The 3,248-nt window shown below is 77.4% G+C and carries 2 protein-coding genes; both read right to left on the bottom strand.

From position 1 onward, the window contains the following. On the bottom strand, window positions 1-2,533 hold a 2,533-nt coding region (locus tag ACSNOG_RS32220; RefSeq protein WP_436756249.1), incomplete at its 3' end, for a PAS domain-containing protein. Window positions 2,534-2,723: 190 nt separating this feature from the next. Beyond that, window positions 2,724-3,203, bottom strand: a complete 480-nt coding sequence (locus tag ACSNOG_RS32215) for an SSI family serine proteinase inhibitor (protein WP_436756248.1) — start codon at window positions 3,201-3,203, stop codon at window positions 2,724-2,726. Window positions 3,204-3,248 lie beyond the last annotated feature (45 nt).

Raw genomic sequence — 3,248 nt, 5'->3', positions numbered from 1 at the left:
CCCGGTGGGCGGGGGTGGGGCCGTTGGCGCCGAGGAAGGCGGATGTGCCGCCCTGCCCGGGGGACGGGGACGGGGACGGGGGCGGCGGTGCGACCGGGCCGGACGGTGCGGGCCTCGTCGGGCCGGGGAACGGGGCCGGTGCGCCTGCCCCGTCGGCGGGCGCGGGGCCGTTCGGGCTCAGGAAGGCCGACGTGCCGCCCCGCGCGGGCTGGGGTTCCCCTTCGGGGTGTCCGGCGCCGTTCCGGTCGCGGGCCCCTTCCGGATACGGCGCGGGCGGCTCGTCGTCGGCGGGCTTGCGGGGAGCGCCCGGCAGGGGGCCGGGGCCCGGTTCGCGGGAGCGGTCGGCGTCGGCCGGGGGGAGGGCGAAGGCCGCGCGCGGGACGGAGGGTTCCGCGGCGGTCTGGCCGGGGATCGGGCGCTCGGGGGACTCCGCGAGGGCCCGGCGCGCCCGGCGCCCGGTGGGGGCGACCGCGGCGGCCGACTCGGGCGTGCGGTCGGCCTCGGCGGGCGGCAGGGCGAACGCCGTGCGCGGCGCCTCGGCCTGCTGCGGCTGCGGCTGAGGCGGTTCCCTGCGCGCGCGCCGGCCCGTCGGCCCGGCGGGCGAGCCCTGCGGCGGTACGAGGCCGCTCGCGTCGCCGTCGCCGGCAGGCCTCGGCTCCGGACCGGCAGCGGGGGCGTCGTCGGGCCCGCCGCGCCCGTGCCGGGAGGCCCGGCCCGCCGGAGAGCCGTCGCCGTCGGCCGCCGCCGGAGGCACCGGCGGCTCCTCGTCCGTGCGGGGCTTGGCGCGCCGCCGCCCGGTGGGCGGGGTGTCGTCGTTCTGCGGGGCCGCGGCCGCGGCCGGCTGCGCCGCGCCGTCGCCCACGGTGTCGCCGTCCGCGCCCCGGCGCGCCCGCCGCCCGCTGCCCGGCGCACCGGAGCCCTCGGGGGCGGGCGTGGCGGGGGCCGCCTCGGAGGCCGAGGCGGAGGCGGAGGCCTCCGACGTGCCGCGGGCCCGCTGGGAGGGCACCGGCATGACGGTGGTGGCGTTCATCGTGTCCGTGGCGGACCGCCGCTCCGTGGCGGCGGGGCTGACCGGCCCGCCCTTCGCGGAGACGGGCACCTCCAGCACGTACGCGCTGCCGCCGGACGCGCCCGGCACGTCGTGGGTCTGCAGCACGCCGCCGTGCGCGCGCACGATGCCGCGCACGAGGGGCCCGTGGACGGGGTCGCCCCCCGCGTAGGGCCCGCGCACCTCGATCCGTACGACCTCGCCGCGCTGCGCCGCCGCGACGACGATCGTGGAGTCGCCGGACGGCGCGCCGCCCGCGGGGGCGCTGCCCGTGGCGTCGACGCCCGCGACGTCCGCGATCAGGTGCGCCAGCGCCTGGGCGAACCGCCCGGGGTCGACCTCGGCCTCGATGGCGGGGGCGTGCACCGCGAACTGCGCCCGCCCGGGGCCGATCAGCTCGACCGCGCCGTCGACGCCTGCGGCCACGACCTCGTCGAGGGCGACGGTCTCCCGCTCCAGCTTGGCCTCGCCGGAGTCCAGCAGCTGATAGGCGAGGACGTTGTCGACGAGCGTGGTCATCCGGGCGTACCCGGCGGAGAGGTGGTGCAGGATCTGGTTGGCCTCGGGCCACAGCTGGCCGGCCGGGTCGGCGGCCAGGGTGCCGAGCTCGGCGCGCAGTTGCTCCAGGGGCCCGCGCAGGGACTCCTTCAGGACGGCCTGCAGCTGCGCGTGGCGCGCGGCGAGCGCGTCGTACGCCCGGCGGTCGGTGAAGGTCATCACCGCGCCGACGAGCTGGTCGCCGTCGCGCACGGGCGCCGTGGTGAGGTCGACGGGCACGGCCCGCCCGTCCTTGGCCCACAGCGCCTGCCCGCGCACCCGGTGCTTGCGCCCGGAGCGCAGCGTGTCGGCGATCGGGGACTCCTCGTACGGGAACGGCGTGCCGTCCGGCCGGGAGTGGTGGATCAGCGGGTGCAGTTCCTTCCCGCCCAGGTCGCTGGCGCGGTAGCCGAGGATCTGCGCGGCGGAGGGGTTGAGCAGAACGATCTTGCCGGCGGTGTCGACGCCGACGACGCCCTCCGCGGCGGCGCGCAGGATCATCTCGGTCTGCCGCTGCTGACGGGCGAGTTCGGCCTCGGTGTCGAGCGTGCCGGTCAGGTCGCGGACGACGAGCATGAGGAGCTCGTCGCCCGTGTAGGGCTGGTGGTCGGCGTACGGGGTGCGGCCGTCCTCCAGGTTCGCGCTCGTCACCTCGACGGGGAACTGCGAGCCGTCCGTACGCCGGGCGATCATGCGGGTCGGCTTGGTGCGGCCGTCGTCGCTGTCGGGCAGGCGCATCGAGCCGGGGATGCGGCGCGAGTCGAAGTCGGGCAGGAGGGAGAGCAGTCCCCGCCCGACGAGCCCGGTGCCCGGGACCTCGAAGGTCTCGAGAGCTATGTGGTTGGCGTTGACGACGGTGCCGTTGCAATTGACCAGCAACAGGGCGTCGGGGAGGGCGTCGAGTATGGCTGCGAGGCGAGCAGCGCCTCGGGATGGCCTGCTGCTCACGACGACGCTTCCTCCCTGGTTACCGCACCTTGCCGACCCCGCCTGGCGGGCGCTCCGCCGCGCCGTGGCGTGTCACTGGAGCGCAGTCTACGGGCTGCCGGGGCGGGCGCGGCGGCGGACGAGGCGTGCGGCGAGGCGCGCCGGACGGGCGCCGTGGGGCGTCTGCCGCAGGCCCGACATGTCTTATGTGTCAGCCCTTGTGGTGGACATGGTGGGTGCTCGCGGGCGTGCCGAGCAGGCTGGAGAAGCGGTCCCAGCGGTCGATCTCGCACCCGTTCTTCCGTGTGAACTCGGCCTTCACGGGGCGGCCGGCCCACCGGCCGGTGACCTTGGCGCGCTGCGGGCCGCCGTAGATCATCGTGCACACCGAGTCCTCGGGGACGGGGGCGAACGGATCCTTTCCCCAGGTCGTCTGGCCGTCGATCTGGCCGCAGGCCTCTCTGACGCGCGGGTGCGTGCCGCCGGCCGGATGGCAGTAGAGCTCGTAGGTCCGGACGCCGGTGAGGTGGGTACCGAACTTCCCGGTGTCGCTGACGGTCACCGTGAGGTGGTCGTTGCTCTCGGGGTTGGCCGGGGGCATGGGGAGTCCGGCGGCCGTGGCGGCCGGGAGGGCGAGCAGGGCCACCGGAGCCAGTGCGGCGGTGGCGAGGGCGAGGCGGCGGAGCAGCATGCGGAACACTCCAGGGTCCAGAGTCCGGGGGCAGGGTCCGGGGGC

The organism is Streptomyces sp. URMC 124, assembly GCF_051386455.1.
Taxonomy (GTDB): Bacteria; Actinomycetota; Actinomycetes; order Streptomycetales; family Streptomycetaceae; genus Streptomyces.
Note: the sequence above shows the minus strand (reverse complement) of the source record. Positions and strands in the feature narration are given on the sequence as shown.

Excerpts from the sequence above, each read along its gene's own strand:
- ACSNOG_RS32215 (WP_436756248.1), bottom strand. The coding sequence starts at position 3,203 with ATGCTGCTCCGCCGCCTCGCCCTCGCCACCGCCGCACTGGCTCCGGTG.